This window comes from Pantanalinema rosaneae CENA516, assembly GCF_050753385.1.
GTDB lineage: Bacteria > Cyanobacteriota > Cyanobacteriia > Leptolyngbyales > Leptolyngbyaceae > Pantanalinema > Pantanalinema rosaneae.
Map to the genome: position 1 here is coordinate 62,687 of NZ_JBLZFZ010000017.1, position 24,202 is coordinate 86,888.

The window sequence follows — 24,202 nt, forward strand, 5'->3', positions numbered from 1 at the left end:
GCTATACTCATTCTGCTCTAAGAACAAGGTAGCTAGCACCATTTTGAGAGAGTAACTGATTTAGCTCATCATCATCAAATAATTTACTAAGCCTTACTCTCTCAATAAATATTGAAAAACCTGTAGCACCGATTAGATCTGCTTCAGTTTCCTTAGGAAATCTTATTATTTGCATAATATCACTTTTTTCAAGTTCATCAAATATTGGTAAGATTACCTTATCAAACACCTCATTAGCTCTGTTCCAAGAACTAACCATAGACAAAAATTGCAATGCTCGTTCTTTTGCTGGTGCACCAAGATTATAAGACGAGATTGCTTGAGCCAACTCCTCAAAACTCAACATTGCAATTCTAGCTTTAATAGGTTGTTCTAAAGGTTTAAGCTTTGATAGTAAATGTAGTACTTTAATTACATCGTATGTAAAGCCAATTCGTATAAATTCAGCAACTTTTTCCTGGGATGATTTGTTTAAAAAACTCCAGGCTGAAACAATAGATGCAACCAAAATAACAACATCAAGAAATTGAACATCTGAGAAAAAAGTTAGCTTATTAAGCTGCTTGGTAAGACGTATCTCGCCCTCTCTAGGATACATTTGTAATATTGCGTTAATAGCAGCTATAACTTGAGTTCTTCTATGCAAAGGGCTATTTATATCGACAAAACCAAGAAGCATTCGATCAACAAAACCATTAACTAAAGCCTCTGTAGGCTTTTGAAGAGGAGAATTTTTTAGCTGAGTAAGCGCTTTACTAGTTTCAGTAGGAAAGTAAGTGGAGCTAACAAGAGAAACCAACTCAGTTAGTGCTGCTTTACCTTGGACAGGAGGCTGCGATAATACATGAGTAATCGCATTCCTAAGATGAAGACGAGCCTGTTCGGCAGATGATTGGTAGATTTGACCAACCTTCTGAAATGAAGGATGAGCACAACGATGCCTATCTTCTCGAAGACGACAAAGATCAATAAATTGTTGTTGATCAAAAAACTGTAGTTTCTCTTTACAAACTACAAGAATCCCCCTTTCAAACTCGAGCGCAAGTTTTACTCCTTGGTCATTCCCTTCTTCAATTTGTTGTAAATATTTCTCATACTGCTGTTCGAGCTGTTTTGCATTTGCATCTCCTGATAAAGACAACTCTCTAATTTTATCGATTAGGTCAAAAACTACAGCGATCCACGTACTGACGATTGCTGCTCTATAGGCACCTGCTCGATAGCATAAAATTGCTTCGGAAATATATTCTTTTGAGTATTCCGAGCAACAACTCATAGAAAGAGCTTCAATATCTGCCAAACCTTCCATCAATTGATTATCTCCTTCAAGCAAACATAACTTTCAATTTATGAAAGTGTTCCGTGGCAAACCCCCAAACAAGATTCCATAAGAGTTTTTCTCTTATAAGAATCACAGTATAGAACAAATCTCCTCTAGATATAAAAATGCTATGGTTTTTTAACTGGTATTTCTAAGTGAGTATTAGTTGAAAACTTTGTGGTATCTAAATTGAGCAAGGGTAATGCGCCATTCCCACCCATGACTTGCGGGAATTTACCATCCCATTTTTCGATCGCTTGTTTCTGCAATAATTCCGGCGTTAAAGTTTCTCGTAATAACCGTTGGGCTTCCGCTTGACCTTTAGCCCGATTCACATTCGCTTCCGCTTCTTGTTCGGCTTCTTGCGCCACATAAACCGCTCGTTGTGCCCGTTGTTCCGCAATTTGTTTCTCTTCTACCGCTCTAGAAAACTCTTCTGAAAACGCTAGATCAACCACGCTCGTATCTAACACTAAAATGCCGTATTTTTCTAAACGTTCGCCTAAAGCAATATCAAAATCGCGCTTTAATTCATCCCGCTTAGTAATTGCTTCTTCCACTGTGCGACGAGCCGCCGCAATTTTAAAAGATTCTTGAGTTTGCGGGGCAATAATCTTTGCCACAATATTTTGTAATGTCCCCTGAGTCCGACGAATATCGACGACTCGCATGGCATCTAAGCGGAAGTTAATCGCAAAACTCGCCGATAGTTGTTGCAGATCTTTGGTCGAACTTTGCGCCGGGACTTCAAATTTTTGTACGGTCACATCATACATAGAGACTTGAGACACTAAGGGCGGTTTGAAATGAAATCCTTCTAATAAAGCCCCATCTTGAGCTTTGCCTAAAATACTTAAAACTCCAGCTTCACCCGGATTAACAATCACAAATGAATTTAATCCCAACAAGGCAACAATACTAAGTAAAAATAGAATGATGGTCAGTTGCCAGGTTTGCCCTTGTTGACTTTTCACGTTCCTGTCCTCGTTTGGATCTAACTTCCACGACCATAGGCGATCGCTTCGCTATCCTCCAGAAAGCACAGGAAATTTTTACGGTTGGCAGCGAAAAGATAGCCCACCAGCAAAGAATAAAGTCGATCGCGGCTTGCCAGGACATTCCGGGAAGCAATTTGATATTGTCTTTAATGAATGTTCAGGTTAACCATTACTAGAACGGCATGGGAATCGCGATCGACTTTGGCACCAGCAACACCGTGATCGCTCGGTGGAATCGGGCAACACAGCAGGCAGAAACCATTGCCCTACCGGGCATCACCTGGAAAACTACTCAAAATCCGCCGTTAATTCCCAGCCTGGTCTATGTCAAGGATGCCAGCCAAGATCAAGTGATTGTGGGTCAGGAAGTCCGCGATCGGGCCTTGGATTTGGGCAGCGATCCGCGCTTTTTCCGTAACTTCAAACGAGGCATCGGCACACCGATTCAGGGGTTTTTGCCCGAACTGGATGGTAGACCGACTCGGTTTGAGCAGGTTGGACAATGGTTTCTCGCCCAGGTGATTCAACAACTGAAAGCCACCGAACCGGAAGCGGGAGAATCGCTGATCTTCACGGTACCCGTCGATAGTTTTGAAGCCTACCGCCTCTGGCTGGGTCAAGTCTGTGAGGCGTTGCAAGTTGAGCAAGTCCGAATGCTGGATGAACCAACCGCCGCCGCGTTGGGCTATGGGTTAGCCGATCGCGAAACTCTGTTAGTGATCGATTTTGGCGGTGGCACGTTGGATTTATCCCTGGTGAGGCTCGATCAGGCAACTCAGAACCAATCCAAACCGATCGGCTTTATTCTTAAGTGGGGACAAAAGTCGTTTGCCGAACAATCGGGGCAAAAACCCAAAATCGCTAGAGTCCTCGCCAAAGCTGGACAAAATTTAGGCGGCTCCGATATCGATAATTGGCTAGCCGATCATTTCGCCACCAGCCAGGGACTACCGATTACACCGATCACCACTCGGTTAGCCGAACGGCTGAAGATTCAACTATCTCTGCAACAGCAGGCGCAAGAGGTTTACTTCAACGACGAAACCTTTGAGAGCTACGAACTCCAGCTAACTCGTAGTGGCTTTGAACAGATTTTGCAAGAGCATCGATTTTTTGAGTTACTGGACGAGTCGATGCAACAGGTTCTTCAGCAAGCTCGCCGTCAGGGGTTGGAAGTCGCTGATATCGATGCCGTGTTACTCGTCGGTGGCACTGCCCAAATTCCCGCCGTCCAAACCTGGGTACAACAATATTTTGAACCGAGTAAAATCCGTAGCGAAAAACCGTTTGAAGCGATCGCCCAGGGGGCTTTACAACTGACCCAGGGCATCGAACTAAAAGATTTCCTGTATCACAGCTACGGCATTCGTTACTGGGATCATCGCCACAAACGCCACAACTGGCACTCGATCATTAAAGCCGGACAAGCCTACCCGATGGCAGATCCAGTCGAGTTATTGCTGGGAGCCTCGATCGACAATCAACCCAGCATTGAACTGATTATTGGAGAACTGGGGGCAGAATCCGAGCAAACCGAAGTCTACTTTGACGGCGATCGCTTAATTACCCGCCGAGTCGGCAGCAGCCAAACCCAGGTACAACCGCTCAACGATCGGGACGGAGCAAGGACGATCGCGAAGCTAGACCCATTGGGATTCCCTGGGCGCGATCGTATCCAGGTGCAATTCCGGGTCGATGACCAGCGATTTCTCCGGATTACGGTGAATGACCTGTTAGCCCTGCAAACTCTGGTTGAAGATCAACCCGTAGTGCAACTCAGCTAATTTTTTTTAGAGGACTAGCTTTTTTTAGAAACCCTGTGCTACTGTAGAAAACGTTGCGAAATTCAATTGCGCGGGTCACTAGCTCAGCGGTAGAGCACTCGGCTTTTAACCGATTGGTCTCGGGTTCGAATCCCGGGTGACCCATAAAGACAACCTGATATCTGTAGATCACCTTGACTGCTTAGGGTCGATCGCGCTCTGGCGGACTGCAATCCCCAGCTAGCTTAGTGAGTTCACGCCCGATCGCCTGGTCAGGCTAGCGATCGCCCATAGGTTACAAAAATATAAATTTGTTTAATAGTTATTTTTACTTATTACAGCCAGTCAACCGCAAGTTAAGTCTTACAGCAGAGTGAAAAGTATCTTAAGATTACTGTAAGGATTAAGTTCGTCGATACAAGCTAATCACACGTACCCAGGAGGACTGTCTATGGCGCTCGTACCTATGCGGCTGCTGCTCGATCACGCGGCTGAGAATGGTTACGGCATTCCGGCGTTTAACGTAAACAACATGGAGCAAATCCAGGCAATCATGCAGGCGGCTCAGGAAACTGATAGCCCCGTGATCCTGCAAGCCTCCCGTGGCGCTCGCTCCTACGCTGGCGAAAACTTCCTGCGTCACCTGATCCTGGCGGCTGTGGAAACCTATCCTCACATTCCCATCGCCATGCACCAAGACCATGGGAACGAGCCTGCCACTTGCTACTCAGCGATCAAAAATGGTTTCACCAGCGTCATGATGGATGGTTCGCTGGAAGCAGATGCCAAAACTCCTGCCAGCTATGAATATAACGTGGCCGTCACCAGTGAAGTGGTGAAAGTGGCTCACGCGATCGGGGCTTCCGTAGAAGGCGAACTCGGTTGTCTGGGTTCACTCGAAACCGGCATGGGTGAAGCTGAAGATGGACATGGCTTTGAAGGAAAACTGGATCACTCCCAACTGCTGACCGACCCTGATCAAGCCGTTGATTTCGTCCTGCAAACCCAAGTGGATGCGCTAGCCGTCGCGATCGGCACCAGCCACGGGGCTTACAAGTTCACCCGCAAGCCAACTGGCGAAATTCTGGCAATCAGCCGGATTGAAGAAATCCACAAGCGTCTGCCCAACACCCACCTGGTCATGCATGGTTCTTCTTCTGTTCCTGAAGACCTATTGGCATTGATCAACCAGCATGGTGGCACGATTCCCGAAACCTACGGTGTACCCGTGGAAGAAATCCAGAAAGGAATCAAGAGCGGTGTGCGGAAAGTCAACATTGACACCGACAATCGCTTGGCAATCACGGCGGCTGTGCGCGAAGCCCTGCAACAGAATCCTAAGGAATTTGACCCCCGTCACTTCCTGAAGCCTTCGATCAAGTACATGCAGAAAGTTTGTGCCGATCGCTATAAAGAATTCTGGACTGCCGGTAACGCCAGCAAGATCAAGCAAGCATCCGTAGATGTTTACGCGATCAAGTACAAGAAAGGTGAACTGGATCAAGTGGCAGCTAAAACGGCAGCAACCGTCTAAATTGTCATCAAGAACGGTTCTTAATCACACTTGCTAGAATTTGCCGGGTAGCCTGAAAACTGCCCGGTTTTTTATGGCTGTACATCGGTGTAAGAGGGCGGCTCAAATGGCATGATCAAAACAGTGATTGGAGTTGACTGAAATGCAAGTGTTTTCCCTGGTAGAGGAAGTTTTAAGCGCTCCTCCCGTCCCGTTTGATCCAGAGCGCCAAACCTTAAAAGGCTGGATCACTTACTGTCTACGCGATCGCGGCTTTAAAGTTGTCTCCGTTCCGAATGCCGACCTGGCTGTAGAAATGCGGACTGGCGAAAAAGTCCCCTTCTGTATTACCGAAACCACGGAAAACCTGGACAATCAAATGGCGTGGTTCGTCTGCGATCGTGCCACCAACCAAGTCACATTAATCGCACCACAACCCTAATTACCCTACCCGTCGGCGAGCGCGGGACGTTAGACCAGAGGACATCCTGCCAGAATACGCCCGATCGTAATTACCAGCCGATCGTCGTGGGCGTGAGGGGGCTGGATAGCTATCGTCATTGATTCCTAAATTCAGAATGCCCCGCATATCCTCCAGTAGAGGACGATCGGATAAATGTAAATCAATCAACGTGAGTCCCACACCCAGCAACATAATGGCAATGCCAAAAATAAAACAAGCCAGGGCTACAGGGATCAACCACTCCAAACTAATCGCGGTTCGGAATGCCAGGATTAATACACTGACGATCGAGAACAGCAGGGCATAATGAACTGCCAACACACTGTAATGACTGATCTGGCAACGATACTGTACCTGACGCAGCGCCTTTTTGACGTAACTTAATCGATCGCTGCGCCATCCAGCACTGCCCTCCACATCGGCATAATCGTAATACTGACGAGCCAGAAGTTGTAATCGCTCCTCTAACGCCGCTTGACGTGCCGTTAACCCTCCTAACACCAAGGCACAGGCGACGCTGATCAAAATGGAGTTTAGGATTAACTGAATTAGCTGGGTGGATTGCTCAACACTCATGGAATCTGCCTCAGTATCCGTCAAGCATACTACGAGTTCCGTCACGCCGGGATATTAGCATCCTTAAAGTAAACACAAATTATGACTATTGCTGGTTATCCTATGCGATCGCCGCCCATTCTCAAACCCTATTCGCTTAAAATCACAAATTTGATTATACAGTACTTTTGTACCAAATTATCATTTGGTTTCCAGCCCTTGCGTCATCCGGTTGAGTCACTGCCCGATCGCGATCGCCACCATCGCTCAGCATCAAGCGGTGGTTGATCCGTAAAGTCTACCCACGGACATGTAATAACTGATATGAGGTTCTTTCCTAAAGCGGGGTGCGATGGCGCGGGTAATAGGCTTCCACCCCTTCTACACTATTTCAGTTACGCCGATCGCAGAAACCGAGGGTCAGGGATTCACTATACTTAACGATGTCCCTCCCTAGCAGTTCGCACCATGTCTTCTTTTCTGCTGGTAACTGACCTGGATAACACCTTAGTTGGTGATGATCAGGCAATGCTAGAACTGAATCAGCGACTCAGCCACCATCGTCAGCACTATGGCAGCAAAATTGTCTACTCTACCGGACGATCGCCAATCCGTTATCAAGAATTGGCAACAGAAAAGCCATTATTAGAACCCGATATTCTGATTGCAGCGGTCGGAACGGAAATTTACGTCAACGGTAGCGATCGACCCGATCCCAATTGGGCAGGTATTCTCTCGCAGGCATGGGATCGCGAACAGATTGTCGCGACAACAGCTCATATAGCAGATCTCACCCCCCAAGCGGAGACAGAACAACGTCCTTTTAAAGTGAGTTACTTTTTATCGCCATCCGCCGCGATCGAGGTGATTCCTCGCCTAGAAACCTTACTCGCCAAGCAGGGTCTAGAGGTACAATTGATCTATAGTGGCAGTCAGGATCTGGATATTCTGCCGCGTCGTGCCAATAAAGGTATGGCAATGGCATTCGTGCGCCAAGACCTGGGAATTGCGCCCACCCAAACCGTCGCCTGCGGGGACTCCGGTAACGATATCGCCCTATTCGCCGATCGCCCAGAACGCGGCATCATTGTTGGCAATGCTATGTCCGAACTACTGGACTGGCATCATGCGAACCCCAACCCCGATCGCTACCTCGCTACAGCCCACTGTGCTGGCGGCATTCTCGAAGGACTCAATCACTTCGGCTTGCTTTAAACCACCTCACTGCCCCATCTCCCTCATCTCCCCTCCCTCCATTCATGCTCGGCTACCTTAAAGGCACGATCGCCAGCCTACAAAAAATTAGTCATCGCGTCATTCTTACCCTGGAGGTCGGACAGATTGGCTTTGATCTACAAGTTGTGCCCCGGTTAGCCAACCAGTTACCAGACGTGGGCGAAACCGCTCATATCTTTACCCATTTACATGTGCGTGAAGATCAATTGACCTTGTTTGGGTTTGGCTCCGCCGCCGAGCGAGATTTATTCCGGCAATTAGTCAGTGTGAGTGGCATTGGGCCACAACTGGCACTGGCACTGCTCGATACCCTGGGATTGCAGGATCTTGTGCAGGCGATCGTCACCGGGAATAGTCGGGTTCTCGCCAGAACTCCAGGAGTGGGCAACAAAACCGCCGAACGGATTGCCCTGGAACTACGCACCAAGCTGGCGGAATGGCGACAACAAGCTGGCATTCCAGCCGCTCCTTCGGCGGCACCCACCATGGCAATTCAAGAAGATGTCGAGATGACCCTGGTGGCATTGGGATATACCAACAATGAGATTACCCAGGCACTTCAAGCGGTCGGGCAAAATACCACTCTATCCAAACGGGAAGATGCCGAAGTCTGGATTCGTGAGGCGATCGCCTGGTTGAGTCGTTAATCGGTTGAGTTTAGTCCTCTGGGTATCCCTATGCTATTATGGAGGACTGCTGCCTTATTAGTTATTAGGAATACATACTGCATCATGGCTCTGCTGCAACAGCGCAAACACGAAATTATTTCGGAATACCAGGTTCACGAAACGGATACTGGATCGGCAGATGTTCAAGTGGCAATGCTAACTGAACGGATTAATCGCCTGAGTGAACATTTGAGATCAAACAAGAAAGATCATGCTTCTCGGCAAGGGTTACTCCGGATGATTGGAACCCGGAAACGCTTGCTGGCATACATCCAAAAACAAAGCCAGGAACGGTATCGGGCGCTGATCACTCGGCTAGGAATTCGCGGTTAAGAGGGTTAAGAGGGCGATCGAGAAATGGCTTCTAAGTCTCGCAAAGGTTCACAGAACAGTAAGGCGAAGGCAGGTAAGTCTGACACTAAGGCTCAAGCCAAGACTGACACCGAGCGGTTACCGTTTGAGCCCCAACAGCACCGCAAGAAAGCGGCAAAGAAAAGCCCATCGGCTCCAGTGGTGAAGGAAACAGATGCACCTGCTCAGTCAACCGTTCAGTCCACTGGTAAGTCGGCGGCTAAAGGTGGAACCATTCCGGAGGTAGTCAGTCGGCGGATGGCACGTCGCATGGGGCTTTTCTGTGGTGTGCCTACCACCCTGGGCATGTTGACCTTTGTAGTGAGCTATCTCATCGTCAGCCACGAGTGGGTCAAGCTCCCCAATGTCGTAGTGGTCTTAGTTAGTATGGGATGGTTTGGCTTAGGCGTTCTGGGGTTGAGTTACGGGGTGCTTTCAGCCTCCTGGGATGAACAGCGAGTCGGCACTCGGCTCGGTTGGGAAGAATTTACGACCAACTTTGGACGGTTGCGCGAATCCTGGCAGGCGGCTAAACAAAAGTCTTGATCCTGCCATAAATTCCCACTCACCCCGCGCCATATACACATCTCACTGAGCAGGGACAAACACCATGATTGTGGTCATGAAGGTTGGTTCACCCGAAGCAGAAGTCGCTCGTTTAACTGAAGAGTTTACTTCTTGGGGACTGTCGCCGGAGACGATCGTTGGCAAGCACAAGGTCGTGATTGGCTTGGTTGGTGACACGGTAGATATGGATCCGCTTCAGGTGCAAGAGTTTAGCCCCTGGATTGAGCAGGTTCTCCGGGTTGAGAAACCCTTCAAGCGAGCCAGCCGCGAGTTTCGGCATGGTGAACCCAGTGAAGTGCTGGTTCAGACACCCAATGGTGTAGTGCCGTTTGGTGAACACCATCCGATCGTGGTCGTTGCAGGGCCCTGCTCGGTTGAAAACGAAGCTATGATTATCGAAACCGCCCAACGAATTAAGGCGGCGGGAGCCACTTTTCTACGGGGAGGCGCTTTCAAGCCGCGCACCTCTCCCTATGCCTTTCAGGGACATGGGGAAAGTGCCTTAGGGCTACTGGCAAAGGCTCGGGAAGTCAGTGGCTTAGGCATCATTACAGAATTGATGGATGCGGCCGATCTAGACGCGATTTCCGAGGTTGCGGACGTGATCCAGATTGGCGCTCGGAATATGCACAACTTCTCACTGCTGAAGAAAGTGGGAGCGCAGGATAAACCAATTTTATTGAAGCGGGGGATGTCTGCCACGATCGAAGAGTGGTTGATGGCAGCCGAATATATTCTGGCAGCAGGCAACCCGAATGTGATTCTTTGTGAACGAGGCATTCGCACCTTTGATAATCAATATGCCCGGAATACGTTGGATCTAGCCGCGATTCCCGTCCTACGATCGCTGACTCACCTGCCGATCATGATCGATCCCAGTCATGGGACTGGCAAAGCCGAATATGTTCCATCAATGGCAATGGCAGCGATCGCAGCAGGCACAGATTCCTTAATGATTGAAGTTCACCCGAATCCGGCGAAAGCCCTATCGGATGGCCCCCAATCCCTCACGCCCGATCGGTTTGATCAGCTCATGACTGAACTGGCTGTAGTGGCTCAACCACTAGGACGCTGGAATTTACAACCAACTGCCGCGATCGTGTAAGTCAGTCAATTACCTGACCGGGATAATCTGCGCCGTCGAGGGGCACTTCACAGGTTAGGGGTGCTCCTCAATGGGAAGTGCTTTGGCAGGCAGCCACAGACCTGGATCCTGGCTGAATTGATCTAACGAAATTAATTGGATCATTGGATCAGCTTGGGCAATCTTCCGCTCTCGCAACGTGTTGTAGCCCCAATCCGCTAGAAACAATTTGACGGTGTGCAGATCGGGCTGCTGCTGGATCTTCTGTAAGGTTTGTAATCGGTCTTCCACAAACCAGATACTGGCATCCTGCCCAAATACCGGCATTAACTCTCGCAAAGTGTCTGCCTTAGGACGGTTTACCTCCTTACCATAGACCTGCAAATCGGTGTCATCAACTCCTTGCTGCTGCAAAAGTTGCCGAATAAACCGTCCTTCTTTCGTGCTAATAATCACCACATAGGTTTGATTGGTTGCCAACAGTCGTTGGAGCGCCGCGATCGTGCCAGGATAAAACCCCTGTTCGGCTAACCACCCCTGGATATCCGTCGCAATCCAGTGATCTCGAACATCATCCACTTCAAATTGCAGCCGTTGAGCATCTAGCGTCTCCTGAATTAACAGTTCTGGAACGATCGTGCCCCAATGTTGCAACAGATCTGTTTCCAATTTGCCCTGTAAGATTGCTCTTAACACTAATGGCATTTCCCACCCCGTTTCCACCACTGGACGTAGACGGTAAAAGGTTTCTGCTAACCCGACCGGCGGGTGACAATCAGGAGGATGCCAAATGCGACAATAGGCTCGCCATGCCGTTTGGAAATACTCTTTTAAGCCATTCAGTAGAACACCATCAAAGTCAAGCGCTAAAACGGTAGGAATACCTGAAAGCATAACTACTATGTCAGGGTAATCGTTGCACATCCACCCTACCGCACTGTGCCGAGAATGTGTAAATGAAAGATGAATTAACTCTTTGAAAAGAAATAACTTATGCCAACCTTTTCGTTGCCTGAAGTCAGTCTGCGCCCTGCCCAAGCTGATGATCTCAACCAAATTATTACCCTGGATCGGTTAGCCTTTGCCCCCCTCACCTCCGAAACGGAAATCCAGCAAGAGTGGTATAGCGAGGGCTTGGAACTGCCTGGTCGGCAACTATTCCTGGCGATCGAGTCAGCTACTGGAGCTGGTATCGGCACCTATGCCCAATTACAACTGGCAATTCACTTCCAACAGCAGGTTTTTCCGGCTATGGGAATCGCTGCCGTAGCAGTGGCGCTCCAAAAACGCGGTCAGAAAATTGCTCGGTTGATGTTGGAACATGCGTTAGAAACAGCCCGATCGCAGCAATTACCAATTGTCATGCTGTATCCCTTTCAACATGGTTTTTATCGCCGGTTAGGCTGGGCTTGGGTGGAATCAGTGCATCAGTACCGAGTGGCGGCGCGTCACCTACCCTTATATCCAGAGCGATCGGGCATCATGCCATACAATTCCAGTCGTCACAGTTTATCGGCTGTCTATGAATCTGTCGCCGCTCAACAAAATGGTTGGTTACACCGGCAGACCTGGCAATGGCAACAACGGTTAAAACCCAGTAATGGCAGAGAAATTTACGTTTACCAGGACAGCAATCAACTTCAGGGCTACGTCATCCTCCAATTTACTCGGCTCGGTGCTGCCTCCTCTCCATTAGCGATTGTGGTTCAAGAATGGGTTGCCGCTACCGCTGCCGCCTATCGAGGTATTCTAGGGTTTCTCGCCTCCCTGCGGGATCAGGTATCTACCATTGTTTGGAATACGTTTCCCAGCGATCCATTTCCCCATCTCCTCCAGGAACAACGCTGTGATCCCAGCTTCACCGCACCTGCCTTTGAATTTGGCTTAGTTCATGCCTTTGGTCAACTTGGCGGGGGATTCATGTGGCGGTTAGTTGATCTAGCGGCTGCCTTCGAGCGGCGATCGCTGCAACCCAGTGACCCCTTTGCCTTAACCTTTGAGATTTCCGATCCGGTATTCGGCGACCAGCAGATTACGGCTGAATTCAGCGATCGCCAGATGCACCTGCGTCAATCACCGACCTCAACGGTACTGAAAACCTCGATCGAGCATCTCACTGAATTATTTTGTGGCTGGCGGCGATCTCAGGATCTGCTTTGGACAGGGGAATTAGAACTGACAGGTGATGAGACTCTATTACCTCAACTCGATCAAGCATGGCAGGCGGCAGCTCCCTTTTGTTGGGACTTTTTCTAAAACCATGCCATGACTGGCAAGATTCGCTCTACGGATGATCGCCTTGCATTGCCTTCAATGCTTCTAATTGTTGTCCCACATTTCTCAGCACTTCATCTAAAGCAGGAATCAAACTAGCATCCTCAGTCAATAGCATGGGGTTAGATTGAGTTTGCGAATGAATCTGATTGACCTTCCGTTGTAGTTCCTGAGCCGTTTCTAAAACATCTCGCCCCAGGGTAGCAATTTGCTGCTGTTGGTAAAACTTTAATGCCGCGCCTCGCAAAACCTGGACGGTTGCCTCTTCACCATAGTTACCCGGCATAATCCGCAACCGCAGGAGTAACCGTTGTCCCTGGTATAACCGCTCAATTTCAACCTGGCGAGTTTTCTGCACCGGAGCCAAGGGTAACCGCGTCAGTTGCTTTAACTCCTGCAATACGCCTTGTACTGTTGCTAGGGGCAAATCCTCTAATACCGACTGCAATACCCCATTCTGACTCCAAAGAATTCGCCCAGATTCTGACTGGCACTCAAAATATAACCGCCCAATTCCACCCGTGAGAATGCGTCCGAGCAACTCTTGAAATAGTTCCTGAGGTGGTAAGGTCGCCAGCACCTCGATCGGGTCCGATAAGTGTTTAACCTCAATATTCAGCGATGGCAACATATCCCCAAAATTCCCCCCTGGGTGACCAACACTCACTTCTACAGGCGGAGAAGCTGGCGATCGTCCAGAGGATGGGTGACTACTATCGGCCGTCGGATTCGTCTGACGCTCAGATGCGGCTGGTAGATCAGGATGCAGCAACTCTGGGCTTTCCACCAAAAAGGTGGGATGAGTATGGGGATCAAAGTTCGCTGACGGTTCAGAGTTCGCTATATGAGGGCTATTGACCCCCTCGGCGGCTTTGCGCGACGACTCCTCTGCCAACTTCCGGGCAATTCGTCGTGCCACGGGTTGAGTGGATGTGCCGACGGGCGACTTTTGTTTGCCCGCATAATTGAGATAAGCCGTTAAGGCAGCATAATGCACTTCAGACGCGAGGGGATGCGGCACCAGCGAACAGTTCATATATGCCAGAATCCGCCGCACATAGTCCAATGCAGCGGTATCATCCATATTCACCATCCCCAGCTTCAAGCGACTGCCCTCTAGCGCCAGGGGCAAAATCTGGTGATATAAACAGGCTTCAAACGGTAAGATGCTATCGACCAGACGAAATGCCTGTTCCGCATCAACTTGAGTCGTCCAATCAATCTTAGGCTTCCCTAAGGCAGGAGAATTATCGGAGTTGGGAGTTTGTGCCTCAATTTGGTCACCGGATGGAGACACCATAGAGAGTTTCAGTTAGCGTTCATACCATGCTAAACCGCCTGAGCTGTGATGTCCTCCGGAAAAAGAATGAATCCGTTATCTGCCATTTTAACCGTTCATTCCTAACACGTTGACCATCCAGTAGACTGCCCTGATCCCACTATACCGGAGACATGCCCTGAGTGATTCGCGATCGCCCTACTCAATCGCCAATCGCCTCAGAGTTTATCAGTCGCTTTGATGGGTATGACTTAGTTGTAGATGCATCCTGAGCAGCGGAGACGAAAGTTTGGGTACACCGTCCCTCCCGTTAATCAGAATGGGTACGGCTCCCTAACCAACTGGTCACCAAATCCGCTTGCCCCTTGGTCGCAAACACCCGCGTGGCATGATAGCTGATCTTTTCCCGCAATCGGTATACCTGCTTCACGGGCAGATCAAGATCCTGGGCGATCGCTTCCTGGGATCGACCTTGCAGATAGAGTCGTAACCATTTTGCTGCCAGTGGGTCAACCTTTTCGGTCAGATACGCCTCAAATTTTTGCTGTACCGCGACCCGTAATTCCTGTTGTTCTTCTGCGGCCTGAGCATCCTGATATTGGGTAATCGCTTGGGCATCCAGCAAACTAACGGAACCTTCTGCCTCATCTGGCGTAATTTCCTCAGACACCAACCGAATGAAATCATTGGCTGGCACCTGGGTCATGCCACCTTTTTGGGAGCGCCGTAAATAGTTAACGAACCGATAACACAGTAGGGGTTGATTGCGAATCGGACGCAGACAATATTCTTCGGCACTGGCTAACAGTAACGCATTCCGTAGGCGGGAGTTAGAAGTACATTGGGCAATCCATAGCACTTGTTGCTGCATGTAATTGTCATTTTGCAGCAGTTCTTGAATCACCTCTTGCAAAACATCCACAACAGTACGTTGCCGATCGCGAGACAGGGCAATCCAGGTGCGAATCTTATTGCGGATCAGGAATAAGTTACCCAGGCGCTGAATCAAATTCTTGTAGGCACGTTCCGGCGGCATATCTAAATAACGTTGCCGCAGAATGCGATAACGATAGTCGATCGCCTGCTCAACGACCTGCCGTTGCTCTGGAGTTAATTGATCAAACCGGGTTTGATCTTCTCCTAGCAACCACTGAATAATGCTTTCACGCTGCTCAGAATCCTGAGTCGGCAACTCTGCCTGGAGCCGCGATCGCCATTCACTTGCCAGTTCTTCAGCCAACGCCATTTCAGCCAGTACCACCATAGGAGTGCTGTGTTAAACGCTCTGATATAGAGTGTGCCTTACAACCCCAATTCAGCGCACTCACCCACATGGGTAAAAGTTCAGGCTGGTGCTGCAAAGCATCCGTCCCAAATGCTAGTGACCAGAGCATCACAGCAATTTTATCCCGTTAGTTAGGAGTATAGGGAGGACTGGCTCCTGTTCTAACACGATTGTGGGATAGGCGGTGAACGTCACTACCATTACGCCCGATCGAATTGAATCAAAATTGACTCCGCTCCGACCTGGCTACGGAATGCCTGGTTGACAAAGAACGTTAAGAGTCCTTCCTGAGTTAACGTTCTACCGTTAAACGTTGTACTATTCCCCGTTGGGTATTCAATCTTGATAATCATTGCAGTCCTTATTTACTGAAGAGGAGGTGAGTCGAACACCAGCCTTGTATCTAAAATGTGGCGGTTGAGTTATCTTCCGCATGGGAGAGTTTCGGTGTAGGCTGGAATTTCACAGCAATTGGGTTGTTGATGAATTCTAGCGATCGCAGGTTGAGAACTAACCAGAAGTCAACTCCTGTTCCTTTAATTCCCATCTTCACTGACAGAAGAATAACTTCCTTACAAACTTAAGGAATTTCCTCAAAAACCTTAACAAAACAAAGCTTTTCTTAAACAATTAGGCGCTAACGTTTGACTCACCCTGCCGTTCTGCAACAACTCCCAACCAGGGTCAAGGAGGCTTGCCCATCCTCAGTCAGGCTTATACCGTAAGACCTGAGCTGCCCGGTTTATTTATCTACACCGGAGCTACTATAGGTAATCCGAGGTTGCAGGCGATCGTGGCGCACCTGTCGGGCTTTCATCTTATTACGCCAGTTGCGAATTGCGATCGCTTTTTGGACTAACGGTGGGACATATTCGGCAGAATGAGGCTCTTCCAGGGATAACTTCGACTCAACAAACGGTCGCGGTCTGACATTCATACAGTGAACTAAATGCTCGAAGTGCGGCTCCAGTTCCATGGCTCGCAGGACATCCTTGGCAGACTGATAGCGTTCCTGCGGGGAGATTTTTAACATCTTGCTCAGAACATTGCCAAAGTGTTCCGAAACCTGCACATGCTCCTGCCAGCGCACCTCACCCGAGATAAATTCATAATCAAATTCCAGGGGCGATTTCCCAGAGAGCAGGTAAAGGCAGGTAACGCCGATCGCATAAATATCACTGGCGTATACCGGACGGGTTGCCAGTTGTTCGGGCGGGGCAAAGCCGACTGTTCCGACAAACTGGGTAGTTGGATACTTAAATCCCGAATCCTCAATCTGTGAAATCTGTTCTTTGACCGCCCCAAAGTCAATTAACACTAATCGCCCATCATCCTTACACCGAATCAGGTTGGGGGGTTTAATGTCACGATGAATCACCCGATTATCATGAATATATTGCAGCAAAGGCAAAATTTCCCGCAGAAATTGCTTGACTGCCGCTTCTGACACCGGACCTGATCGTCGGATTTCCCTTGCCAGGGTATAACCCCGGACATATTCCTGAACTAAATAGAACTCCCCATCTGCCTCAAAGTAATCCAGCAGCATCGGGATTTGGGCATGGTTGCCTAACCGACTGAGGGTTTTTGCCTCCTGTTCAAATCGTTTCCGTGCCCGTTGTAGAGCCGTAGGATCGCTGACCTTGGGGCAAAGCTGTTTAATCACACACAGCGGATGACCGGGTAAACCAGCGTCCCGAGCAAGAAACGTTACCCCAAACCCGCCACGTCCCAGAATCTTCAGAATCTCATAGCGATCGCGAAAACGCTGCCGAGATCCACACAGTTGTCCCAAAGGACTCTGGTGCAGGCTTTTGGAGCGGAAATTGGATAAGTCTGCAAGTGAACCGTTCATCGGACAGCCGCTACTGATACTATTTGGAAATCTTTCTTCTGACTCCAGTCTAGAGATAAATCTGGAGTTCTGGGTCAAATCTTTAAAGTTCGGAGGCTAGAGTTTTAGCGATCGCCCGACCTCCTGAGAATACTCAGTTTCCGTTTACTGCCACTTTGAGTAGAATTCGAGTAACACTACCTTAATTCGATCGAAGCAAATTTAATCGGCTTCTTCTATATCCAGTGGTGTTTACGGAAATTTCTGCCTAAATAGACTCTATATATAGAGTTTAATCGGATCTGTTTTTAAAAGTCCTGCTAGCATAGAGGCGCACGCCATCAAGGGGTATCCAAACATGCCTCAAACTCAGCACCCACCAGAGCATCCTATCCCATTCAGCCCTGATTCACCCCCAACCGGTAAATCAGCGACCTCCTCATTTCAAGGAATAGGTCATCTCCTGATCACACGACCATTAGTAATGGTGGGAGGTCTGTGGATGTCACTCCTGCTGATTGCGCTAGTCGCCATTGGTGGCTTACTCAGTCCTGGTGCTTCAGAACGTCGAAGTGTTTCTACCACCGTTGTCGGTTCGGATTCCACGCTTGCCACCCAACCCATGCCCCAACAAGCTCGGGTGCCTTTATGGATGTTTGGCGCGATCGCCCTGACCTGCACCGCCGGATCCATCCTGGTATCGCGCCAGCTTAACCGCCCACCTGTACCACCACGACGGATGACCAAACCCAGATCTCGCTCAGTCAAGCGGCGATTACGTCCCCAAGCCACCGCCCAGTTAGCCTTACCGCCCATAGCAACCTCTCCGCAGGTGCAGCACCAACCCCCTACTGCCCGACGATCGCCACATCCCCATGCGGGTCAACGGCTGAATCAGCGTCCTGCTCCTCAGCCACCTCATCCTGCCATCCCGCCCGCCCTCGGACAATCTGCCAGTGCCCCTGCTCCGGTGGAGCGCTCAGTGCTCCCTCCCCTGCTCAAACGCCCCTCCACTTCAGCGAAGTCGGCTCCAGCCCAAGTGGTGTTACCTCGTCCCACGGTGCAGGCTTCGGTTAGTATTTTGCCCCCCGACATTCGGAAACCGTTCGATTGGCAAACCACCGAACTAGCCGATGCGGTTGATTTACGCAAACGGCGATCGCTCTCCTCATTACTTTAAGAGAGCCGATCACATACAAATCTCAGTCACTTAAGGAATCGGGACGGTACTGAGTAAGCGATCGACGATCGCGCTGGCACGACGACCGCCCGACGGGATCATACGATGGGCAAGGACATGGGGAGCCAAATACTTAATGTCATCGGGAATGGCATAATCTTTCCCATTCAAGAAGGCAAGCGCTTGGGTCGCCCGTTGTAACGCGACTGCACCTCTAGGGCTTACCCCTAAAGTAATCTCTTCATCCTGACGGGTAGCTCGTACCAAATTCAGAATATATTGCTGCAAAGACACATCCAGTTTCACCTGAGAGCATAACCGCTGTAATTCCTGCACCTCCTCCAGGGAAATACAGGGTTGCAATTCATGGCTAGTGGATCCACCCTGAAGTAATTGCAACATTTGTAACTCTTCCGTTGCCGTGGGATAGCCGAGCGATAGAGATAGGGTAAATCGATCCATCTGGGCTTCGGGTAAAGGAAATGTGCCCTGATATTCCACCGGGTTTTGGGTGGCAATCACAAAAAATGGGTGAGGCACCGATCGCGACACCCCATCCACCGTAACCTGTTGTTCTTCCATCACCTCTAAGAGGGCAGACTGAGTCCGGGGAGTGGCTCGGTTAATTTCATCGGCTAGCAGCACATTACTGAAGACAGGTCCCGGCATAAATTCAAAGTCCCCGGAGCGCGGATTCCAGATGTTGGTTCCAGTAACATCCGTGGGTAATAGGTCAGGGGTACATTGAATCCGTTGAAACTTGCCGTCGATCGAGCGGGCAAGGGATTTTGCCAACAGGGTTTTACCAACACCAGGGACATCCTCCAGTAGCGTATGTCCACCCGATAGGAGGGCAACCAGCACTAATCGGATGGCATCGTGTTTCCCCACGATCGCCTGTCCCAGGTTGGCGGTTAAACGGTCAATCCGATCTCTCATACTGGCGACACCCAATTGGATAGCGTGAACTCCTACTTCCTAGTTTGCCCAACCCCTGGGAAGACGGCACCGAAATCTAGAAAAAAGCTGGTTTCTGGACAATACCGTAGGTATTTGATCCGTAATTTACGGGAGATGGCAATTAATCACCAGACAATTCCGGGAAAACCCCATTTTTCATTTTGTGTAAGAATGACTAGACTTTGGGCTAGAAGTGTCAAACTGGCTCAATTTCTGATAGTTCTTGTCGGTTGTGCCAACCTCTAACTCCTAACTTGTCGGGCTACTTCAACCTGGATATCAGAAATCTCCCAACTCCGTCACGCTAGCAGACTCAGCCCATGATCTCACAGGGGATACATGGGTTCACCGGGGCATGTGATCTTACAGGGTACTGGGTTGAGTCGCCCAATGCTCAGTGGTATGCGGCTGCTTTTTAAGTCATCAGGTCTTCCTTCGCAATGACATCAACCTCGATCGGATACGCCAGTACAGCCCAAACGTTAGCCATTCTTAGCCAGCAGCGAGTCACTGGCGAATTAACCCTGGCAAATGATGAATACCAGTGGAAACTCTGTTTTTTTCATGGTCGCCTGGTCTATGCCACCGGCAGTTTACATCGAGTGCGGCGGTGGCACCGAGCCGTGAAGCGGCACTGCCCTAATTTTCAAGCCGCAGATCTACCAGATTTAGCAAACAGTGATCTCTGGGAATATCAACTCCTGAGCCATGCCGTAACGCAGGGACAAATCAGTGCCGCCCAGGCGCAGGAAGTGATCAAAAGTAGCCTGGAAGAAGTTTTGTTCTCCTGGGTGAGTAATCCAGCCTTAACCAGTGATTGGTCTACCACCCAACGGTTCTCACTGCGGGATAATACGGCGCTAAGTCTGCTGTTGTCCTTTCCCCAAGTGGATTGGGTGTTGCAGCAATCCCTTCAGGTCTGGAAACACTGGAAAGCCCTGGAATTAGGAGCGCTCAATCCCTATAAATCACCCATTCTGCGACAATCGGCGGCGATCGAGGGGACGAGTATCACGCCATTGCCCAGCAACCTCACGCCCTTTCTCGCCGGACGGCATACTTTGTGGGATATTGCCGGTTATGCCAAAAAACCTGTAACTACCATCACGCGGTTTTTACTGCCCTGGGTACAGCGAGGTGCGATCGCCCTGGAGGAAGTCCCCGATCTGCCTAACCCGCTCGAACATCGCCTTGGCAACACCTCAGGAAAGAAGAGTTCTCGACCGTTAATCGCCTGTATCGATGACAGTCCAACCGTAGGACATGTGCTGTCAACCATCCTGCTGCCTGCGGGATATCGCCTGCTGACGATTCAGGAACCGATGTCTGGGATTGGAATGTTGAATAAACATCGACCCGATCTAATCTTTATGGATCTGATCATGCCGGATACCGATGGTTACAACCTCTGCACGTTCTTACGCAAAACCCCTGCCTTTAAGAACACCCCAATTATTATTCTGACCAGCCAAAACAGTATTGTCGATCGCACCCGCGCCAAATTAGCCGGAGCCACGGACTTTCTGACCAAACCACCGGAACCGGCTGCCATGATCAATTTAGTCCGCAGCCATTTGCGCTCAATCATGCCGAACACTTATACAGGAGGTTCGGAAGAAACCAACTAACCGTTTGACATGATTTGTAAAATTTCGCGTCAGGCGTACATCAGTACTTTCGTACAAAAGATCTGGGAAATCGAAGAACTTCGTCCAGATGGAGATTCGGACAGGGGATTGGAACGATAGAATCATGAAGGATCATTTCTCTCTGCCCCTATGCCTCAGCGTCGTACTTCGTCGAATCGTTCTGCTCGCAAGACTCAAACTGCTGCTCCCACTGGTCAGATCGAGCATGGTGCTTTCGATCAGTCAGAGTCTGGCAATGGTCACTCACCGGATGCGGCAACCAATGGTCATGCCATCCCAGGGGCGCTGAGTCAAGGCATCATTCGGATCCGAGGTGCCCGACAACACAATCTGAAAAATATTACGCTGGAGATTCCCCGCGATCGCCTGATTGTGTTTACGGGTGTATCTGGGTCGGGCAAGTCTTCGCTGGCATTCGATACCATCTTTGCCGAGGGGCAGCGTCGCTATGTCGAATCCCTCAGTGCCTATGCGCGGCAATTTTTAGGTCAGGTAGATAAACCAGATGTAGACGCGATCGAAGGGTTAAGTCCGGCGATTTCGATTGACCAAAAATCCACCTCCCACAATCCGCGATCGACCGTTGGCACAGTGACAGAAATTTATGACTACCTGCGGCTACTGTATGGGCGGGCAGGCGAACCCCATTGTCCCCATTGCGATCGCTCGATTTCGCCGCAAACGATCGATCAAATGGTTGATCGGATTATGGAATTGCCCGATCGTACCCGCTTCCAAATTCTGGCTCCAGTCGTCCGAGGCAAAAAAGGGACTCATAAGAAATTGCTCTCCAGTTTAGCTGCCGAAGGCTTTGTCCGGGTTCGGGTGGATGGGGAAGTGCGGGAACTCAGTGACGCGATCGAATTAGATAAAAACCAACTGCATACGATCGAAATTGTTGTCGATCGCCTGGTGAAGAAAGAGGGCTTAGAAGAACGGTTAACAGACTCTCTCGCTACCTGTTTAAAGCATTCCGAAGGCATTGCGGTGATTGATTTAGTCACTGAGGAACCGGCAGGCAAGGTAATTGAACTGCCCACTGCCCAAACATTGAAAGCCGCAGAGAAAGGAGGGAGTTATGCGGCAGCCGCCCCTGAACCGCTTGCCCCCCTCGTGTTTTCCGAAAATTTTGCCTGTCCGGAACATGGGGCAGTCATGGAAGAACTGTCGCCCCGGTTATTTTCGTTTAACTCACCCTATGGCGCTTGTCCCGCTTGTCATGGCTTAGGGAGTCATCGCAAATTCTCTCCAGATCTGGTGATTCCCAATCCGACACTGCCCGTCTATGCCGCGATCGCGCCCTGGTCGGAAAAGGATAATACCTACTACCTGTCGTTGCTGTGTAGTGTCGCCACCGCCTTTGGCTTTGATATCCAAACTCCCTGGAACCAATTAACGAAAGAACAACAGCAGGTTTTGCTACATGGTTCTAAGGAAGCGATTTGGATTGAGGTCGATTCGCGTTATCGGGAGAGCAAAGGCTACAATCGGCGTTACGAAGGAATTTTGCCACTATTAGAACGCCACTATCAGGAAGCCTCTTCGGATACCTATCGCCAAAAATTAGAACAGTATTTGGTGGATCAAGCCTGTGATGTCTGTGGGGGCGATCGCTTAAAGCCAGAAGCCCTGGCAGTGCGGTTGGGACAATACCGCATCATTGATTTAACCAATGCCTCCATTCGAGTCTGTCTCGATCGGGTCAACAGCTTACAACTGACTCCCCGCCAGGCGCAGATCGGCGATCTGGTACTGCGCGAAATTCGGTCACGGTTGCAGTTTTTGTTAGATGTCGGCTTGGATTACCTCACCCTGAACCGTACCGCCATGACCTTGTCTGGGGGCGAAGCTCAACGCATCCGGCTTGCCACACAGATTGGGGCTGGCTTAACGGGTGTCCTGTATGTGCTGGATGAACCCAGTATCGGTCTGCATCAACGCGATAACTCCCGACTGCTATGCACACTGACTAAACTACGCGATCTGGGCAATACGTTGATCGTGGTGGAACATGATGAAGAAACGATTCGGGCTGCCGATCATCTGGTGGATATTGGCCCCGGTGCAGGAGTACATGGCGGTCAGATTGTGGCACAGGGTAACTTAGAAACCCTCCTCAATACTCCAGAATCCCTCACAGGAGCCTATCTATCGGGGCGACAAACGATCGCGACTCCAGCCGAACGGCGGGCGGGCAATGGGCGATCGCTGCATATCCGGCAGGCACAACGCAATAACCTTAAAAATGTCAGTGTCGAAATTCCCCTCGGTAAACTGGTGTGTGTAACGGGCGTATCCGGCTCCGGCAAATCGACCCTAATTAATGAACTCCTGTATCCGGCACTGCAACATCACTTTGGTGCTAAGGTTCCGTTTCCCTCAGATTTAGGCAAGCTAGATGGTCTGAATGCCTTAGATAAAGTGATTGTGATTGATCAATCCCCGATCGGGCGGACTCCGCGATCGAATCCTGCCACCTATACCGGCGTATTTGATGTGATTCGGGAGGTGTTTGCCGAAACGATCGAAGCCAAAGCCCGAGGGTATAAGCCAGGACAGTTTTCCTTTAATGTCAAAGGGGGACGGTGCGAAGCCTGTGCCGGACAGGGGGTGAATGTGATCGAAATGAACTTCCTGCCGGATGTTTATGTCCAGTGTGAAGTCTGTAAAGGGGCACGCTATAACCGGGAAACCTTACAGGTCAAGTTCAAAAACAAGTCGATCGCGGATGTTTTGAGTATGACGGTGGAAGAAGCCTTAGACTTTTTCCAAAATATTCATCAAGCGGCAAATAAACTGAAAACCCTGGTGGATGTTGGCTTAGGCTACATGCGGTTAGGACAAACGGCTCCCACGTTATCAGGTGGAGAAGCCCAACGGGTAAAGCTTGCTACAGAACTTTCGCGTCGCGCCACAGGCAAAACGTTGTATTTGATCGATGAGCCAACTACGGGACTCTCGTTCTACGATGTCCATAAATTATTGGATGTCATGCAACGCCTGGTCGATAAAGGTAACTCCATCCTGGTGATTGAACACAACTTGGATGTAGTTCGTTGCTCCGACTGGGTGATCGATCTGGGGCCGGAAGGCGGCGATCGTGGTGGGGAAGTGGTGGCGATCGGTACACCGGAAGACGTTGCCGAAAATCCTGCCTCCTATACCGGACAATACCTGAAACAGGTGTTAGCACAATATCCCGCCGTACCCGTTAGTGCTTAA

Annotated in this window: 23 protein-coding genes and 1 tRNA gene; 14 read left to right on the top strand and 10 right to left on the bottom strand. The window is 49.7% G+C overall.

Annotated features, from left to right (window positions below; genetic code table 11):
- Positions 1-7 precede the first annotated feature (7 nt).
- Both ACN4EK_RS12205 and ACN4EK_RS12210 read right to left on the bottom strand, forming a co-directional pair.
- On the bottom strand, positions 8-1,333 hold the full coding sequence (locus ACN4EK_RS12205; protein WP_431658166.1) for a hypothetical protein: 1,326 nt from the start codon (positions 1,331-1,333) through the stop codon (positions 8-10).
- Between the two features lie 116 nt (positions 1,334-1,449).
- Positions 1,450-2,295 carry a prohibitin family protein gene (locus ACN4EK_RS12210; protein WP_431658167.1) on the bottom strand — a complete coding sequence of 282 codons (846 nt, stop codon included), beginning with the start codon at positions 2,293-2,295 and terminating at the stop codon, positions 1,450-1,452.
- 206 nt (positions 2,296-2,501) lie between these two features.
- On the opposite strand from ACN4EK_RS12210, the gene ACN4EK_RS12215 reads away from it, so the two are divergent.
- The 4 genes from ACN4EK_RS12215 (at position 2,502) to ACN4EK_RS12230 (ending at position 6,037) form a co-directional block, all read left to right on the top strand.
- A complete protein-coding gene (locus ACN4EK_RS12215) occupies positions 2,502-4,103 on the top strand; it encodes an Hsp70 family protein (protein WP_431658168.1) in 1,602 nt (533 codons plus the stop codon).
- Between the two features lie 72 nt (positions 4,104-4,175).
- Positions 4,176-4,247 (top strand) — tRNA-Lys (locus ACN4EK_RS12220).
- Positions 4,248-4,533: 286 nt separating this feature from the next.
- Complete coding sequence (gene fba, locus ACN4EK_RS12225; RefSeq protein ID WP_431658169.1) at positions 4,534-5,616, top strand: class II fructose-bisphosphate aldolase; 1,083 nt, start codon at positions 4,534-4,536, stop codon at positions 5,614-5,616.
- A 142-nt stretch (positions 5,617-5,758) separates the two neighbouring features.
- Positions 5,759-6,037, top strand: a complete 279-nt coding sequence (locus ACN4EK_RS12230; RefSeq protein ID WP_431658170.1) for a hypothetical protein — start codon at positions 5,759-5,761, stop codon at positions 6,035-6,037.
- On the opposite strand, the gene ACN4EK_RS12235 is transcribed toward ACN4EK_RS12230, so the two are convergent.
- Positions 6,038-6,634 carry a DUF2721 domain-containing protein gene (locus ACN4EK_RS12235; RefSeq protein ID WP_431658171.1) on the bottom strand — a complete coding sequence of 199 codons (597 nt, stop codon included), beginning with the start codon at positions 6,632-6,634 and terminating at the stop codon, positions 6,038-6,040. It abuts the gene before it with no gap.
- Positions 6,635-6,715: 81 nt separating this feature from the next.
- Between ACN4EK_RS12235 and ACN4EK_RS12240 the strand changes: the two genes are divergently transcribed.
- The 6 genes from ACN4EK_RS12240 to aroF all read left to right on the top strand — a co-directional run bounded on the left by ACN4EK_RS12240 (position 6,716) and on the right by aroF (position 10,540).
- Positions 6,716-6,901 carry a hypothetical protein gene (locus tag ACN4EK_RS12240; RefSeq protein ID WP_431658172.1) on the top strand — a complete coding sequence of 62 codons (186 nt, stop codon included), beginning with the start codon at positions 6,716-6,718 and terminating at the stop codon, positions 6,899-6,901.
- A 180-nt stretch (positions 6,902-7,081) separates the two neighbouring features.
- A complete protein-coding gene (locus ACN4EK_RS12245) occupies positions 7,082-7,828 on the top strand; it encodes a sucrose-phosphate phosphatase (RefSeq protein ID WP_431658173.1) in 747 nt (248 codons plus the stop codon).
- A 44-nt stretch (positions 7,829-7,872) separates the two neighbouring features.
- A complete protein-coding gene (gene ruvA, locus ACN4EK_RS12250; protein WP_431658174.1) occupies positions 7,873-8,496 on the top strand; it encodes a Holliday junction branch migration protein RuvA in 624 nt (207 codons plus the stop codon).
- Between the two features lie 84 nt (positions 8,497-8,580).
- Positions 8,581-8,850: a 30S ribosomal protein S15 gene (rpsO, locus tag ACN4EK_RS12255; RefSeq protein ID WP_431658175.1), complete on the top strand. Its 270-nt coding sequence runs from the start codon at positions 8,581-8,583 to the stop codon at positions 8,848-8,850.
- Between the two features lie 24 nt (positions 8,851-8,874).
- Positions 8,875-9,414 carry a PAM68 family protein gene (locus ACN4EK_RS12260; RefSeq protein ID WP_431658176.1) on the top strand — a complete coding sequence of 180 codons (540 nt, stop codon included), beginning with the start codon at positions 8,875-8,877 and terminating at the stop codon, positions 9,412-9,414.
- 64 nt (positions 9,415-9,478) lie between these two features.
- Positions 9,479-10,540, top strand: coding sequence for a 3-deoxy-7-phosphoheptulonate synthase (gene aroF / locus ACN4EK_RS12265; RefSeq protein WP_431658177.1), 1,062 nt, complete (start codon positions 9,479-9,481; stop codon positions 10,538-10,540).
- A 54-nt stretch (positions 10,541-10,594) separates the two neighbouring features.
- Here aroF and ACN4EK_RS12270 read toward each other — a convergent pair whose 3' ends face one another.
- A complete protein-coding gene (locus tag ACN4EK_RS12270) occupies positions 10,595-11,413 on the bottom strand; it encodes an HAD family hydrolase (protein WP_431658178.1) in 819 nt (272 codons plus the stop codon).
- Positions 11,414-11,512: 99 nt separating this feature from the next.
- On the opposite strand from ACN4EK_RS12270, the gene ACN4EK_RS12275 reads away from it, so the two are divergent.
- Positions 11,513-12,775 (top strand): GNAT family N-acetyltransferase, encoded by a 1,263-nt coding sequence (locus tag ACN4EK_RS12275; RefSeq protein WP_431658179.1) that lies wholly within the window; start codon positions 11,513-11,515, stop codon positions 12,773-12,775.
- A gap of 28 nt (positions 12,776-12,803) precedes the next feature.
- On the opposite strand, the gene ACN4EK_RS12280 is transcribed toward ACN4EK_RS12275, so the two are convergent.
- The 5 genes from ACN4EK_RS12280 to ACN4EK_RS12300 all read right to left on the bottom strand — a co-directional run bounded on the left by ACN4EK_RS12280 (position 12,804) and on the right by ACN4EK_RS12300 (position 17,212).
- Positions 12,804-14,093, bottom strand: a complete 1,290-nt coding sequence (locus tag ACN4EK_RS12280) for a GspE/PulE/PilB domain-containing protein (RefSeq protein WP_431658180.1) — start codon at positions 14,091-14,093, stop codon at positions 12,804-12,806.
- Positions 14,094-14,382: 289 nt separating this feature from the next.
- On the bottom strand, positions 14,383-15,336 hold the full coding sequence (locus tag ACN4EK_RS12285) for a HetZ-related protein 2 (protein WP_431658181.1): 954 nt from the start codon (positions 15,334-15,336) through the stop codon (positions 14,383-14,385).
- A gap of 221 nt (positions 15,337-15,557) precedes the next feature.
- Positions 15,558-15,710 carry a hypothetical protein gene (locus ACN4EK_RS12290; RefSeq protein WP_431658182.1) on the bottom strand — a complete coding sequence of 51 codons (153 nt, stop codon included), beginning with the start codon at positions 15,708-15,710 and terminating at the stop codon, positions 15,558-15,560.
- Between the two features lie 50 nt (positions 15,711-15,760).
- Positions 15,761-15,904 (bottom strand): hypothetical protein, encoded by a 144-nt coding sequence (locus ACN4EK_RS12295; protein ID WP_431658183.1) that lies wholly within the window; start codon positions 15,902-15,904, stop codon positions 15,761-15,763.
- Positions 15,905-16,099: 195 nt separating this feature from the next.
- On the bottom strand, positions 16,100-17,212 hold the full coding sequence (locus tag ACN4EK_RS12300; RefSeq protein ID WP_431658184.1) for a protein kinase domain-containing protein: 1,113 nt from the start codon (positions 17,210-17,212) through the stop codon (positions 16,100-16,102).
- Between the two features lie 481 nt (positions 17,213-17,693).
- On the opposite strand from ACN4EK_RS12300, the gene ACN4EK_RS12305 reads away from it, so the two are divergent.
- A complete protein-coding gene (locus ACN4EK_RS12305; RefSeq protein ID WP_431658185.1) occupies positions 17,694-18,371 on the top strand; it encodes a hypothetical protein in 678 nt (225 codons plus the stop codon).
- Positions 18,372-18,401: 30 nt separating this feature from the next.
- Here the strand turns inward: ACN4EK_RS12305 and ACN4EK_RS12310 are convergent, their stop codons facing one another.
- Positions 18,402-19,310, bottom strand: coding sequence for an AAA family ATPase (locus tag ACN4EK_RS12310; protein ID WP_431658186.1), 909 nt, complete (start codon positions 19,308-19,310; stop codon positions 18,402-18,404).
- Positions 19,311-19,771: 461 nt separating this feature from the next.
- On the opposite strand from ACN4EK_RS12310, the gene ACN4EK_RS12315 reads away from it, so the two are divergent.
- Both ACN4EK_RS12315 and uvrA read left to right on the top strand, forming a co-directional pair.
- The gene (locus ACN4EK_RS12315) at positions 19,772-20,959 is read left to right on the top strand and encodes a response regulator (protein WP_431658187.1); all 1,188 of its coding nucleotides are present in this window, start codon (positions 19,772-19,774) and stop codon (positions 20,957-20,959) included.
- A gap of 150 nt (positions 20,960-21,109) precedes the next feature.
- Complete coding sequence (gene uvrA, locus ACN4EK_RS12320) at positions 21,110-24,202, top strand: excinuclease ABC subunit UvrA (RefSeq protein ID WP_431658188.1); 3,093 nt, start codon at positions 21,110-21,112, stop codon at positions 24,200-24,202.

Coding starts and splice junctions, on each gene's coding strand:
- ACN4EK_RS12215 (WP_431658168.1), top strand. CDS start 2,502: ATGGGAATCGCGATCGACTTTGGCACCAGCAACACCGTGATCGCTCGG.
- ACN4EK_RS12260 (WP_431658176.1), top strand. CDS start 8,875: ATGGCTTCTAAGTCTCGCAAAGGTTCACAGAACAGTAAGGCGAAGGCA.
- ACN4EK_RS12305 (WP_431658185.1), top strand. CDS start 17,694: ATGTCACTCCTGCTGATTGCGCTAGTCGCCATTGGTGGCTTACTCAGT.
- ACN4EK_RS12295 (WP_431658183.1), bottom strand. CDS start 15,904: ATGGGAATTAAAGGAACAGGAGTTGACTTCTGGTTAGTTCTCAACCTG.
- ACN4EK_RS12290 (WP_431658182.1), bottom strand. CDS start 15,710: ATGATTATCAAGATTGAATACCCAACGGGGAATAGTACAACGTTTAAC.
- fba (WP_431658169.1), top strand. CDS start 4,534: ATGGCGCTCGTACCTATGCGGCTGCTGCTCGATCACGCGGCTGAGAAT.
- ACN4EK_RS12285 (WP_431658181.1), bottom strand. CDS start 15,336: ATGGTGGTACTGGCTGAAATGGCGTTGGCTGAAGAACTGGCAAGTGAA.
- ACN4EK_RS12230 (WP_431658170.1), top strand. CDS start 5,759: ATGCAAGTGTTTTCCCTGGTAGAGGAAGTTTTAAGCGCTCCTCCCGTC.
- ACN4EK_RS12235 (WP_431658171.1), bottom strand. CDS start 6,634: ATGAGTGTTGAGCAATCCACCCAGCTAATTCAGTTAATCCTAAACTCC.
- ACN4EK_RS12300 (WP_431658184.1), bottom strand. CDS start 17,212: ATGAACGGTTCACTTGCAGACTTATCCAATTTCCGCTCCAAAAGCCTG.
- aroF (WP_431658177.1), top strand. CDS start 9,479: ATGATTGTGGTCATGAAGGTTGGTTCACCCGAAGCAGAAGTCGCTCGT.
- ACN4EK_RS12315 (WP_431658187.1), top strand. CDS start 19,772: ATGACATCAACCTCGATCGGATACGCCAGTACAGCCCAAACGTTAGCC.
- rpsO (WP_431658175.1), top strand. CDS start 8,581: ATGGCTCTGCTGCAACAGCGCAAACACGAAATTATTTCGGAATACCAG.
- ACN4EK_RS12270 (WP_431658178.1), bottom strand. CDS start 11,413: ATGCTTTCAGGTATTCCTACCGTTTTAGCGCTTGACTTTGATGGTGTT.
- ACN4EK_RS12245 (WP_431658173.1), top strand. CDS start 7,082: ATGTCTTCTTTTCTGCTGGTAACTGACCTGGATAACACCTTAGTTGGT.
- ruvA (WP_431658174.1), top strand. CDS start 7,873: ATGCTCGGCTACCTTAAAGGCACGATCGCCAGCCTACAAAAAATTAGT.
- ACN4EK_RS12240 (WP_431658172.1), top strand. CDS start 6,716: ATGACTATTGCTGGTTATCCTATGCGATCGCCGCCCATTCTCAAACCC.
- uvrA (WP_431658188.1), top strand. CDS start 21,110: ATGCCTCAGCGTCGTACTTCGTCGAATCGTTCTGCTCGCAAGACTCAA.
- ACN4EK_RS12275 (WP_431658179.1), top strand. CDS start 11,513: ATGCCAACCTTTTCGTTGCCTGAAGTCAGTCTGCGCCCTGCCCAAGCT.
- ACN4EK_RS12280 (WP_431658180.1), bottom strand. CDS start 14,093: ATGGTGTCTCCATCCGGTGACCAAATTGAGGCACAAACTCCCAACTCC.
- ACN4EK_RS12310 (WP_431658186.1), bottom strand. CDS start 19,310: ATGAGAGATCGGATTGACCGTTTAACCGCCAACCTGGGACAGGCGATC.